The organism is Halomonas sp. SIMBA_159, assembly GCF_046536035.1.
Taxonomy (GTDB): Bacteria; Pseudomonadota; Gammaproteobacteria; order Pseudomonadales; family Halomonadaceae; genus Vreelandella; species Vreelandella venusta_A.
On the sequence record NZ_JAWJBT010000380.1, the window covers coordinates 1 to 279 of the forward strand.

The window sequence follows — 279 nt, forward strand, 5'->3', positions numbered from 1 at the left end:
TGAAAACCCCGTTGGCGACCGGCCCGGCAATGACTGAAGCCGATGCACTGGCAAAGCTAAAACAGGCTGCCAGCAAGAACAAGATGTTCAAGTCTTACATTGGTATGGGCTATCACCCGACGTTAACGCCGAATGTGATCCTGCGTAATGTGCTGGAAAACCCGGGCTGGTACACGGCTTATACACCTTACCAGCCGGAAATTGCGCAAGGCCGTCTGGAATCACTGCTGAACTTCCAGCAACTGACGCTGGACTTAACCGGCATGGAACTGGCCAGCG

1 pseudogene is annotated in these 279 nt (G+C 54.1%); it reads left to right on the top strand.

What is annotated here, in order from left to right:
* Positions 1-279, top strand: a pseudogene (locus tag R0J87_RS19695) (hypothetical protein); the annotation flags it as partial.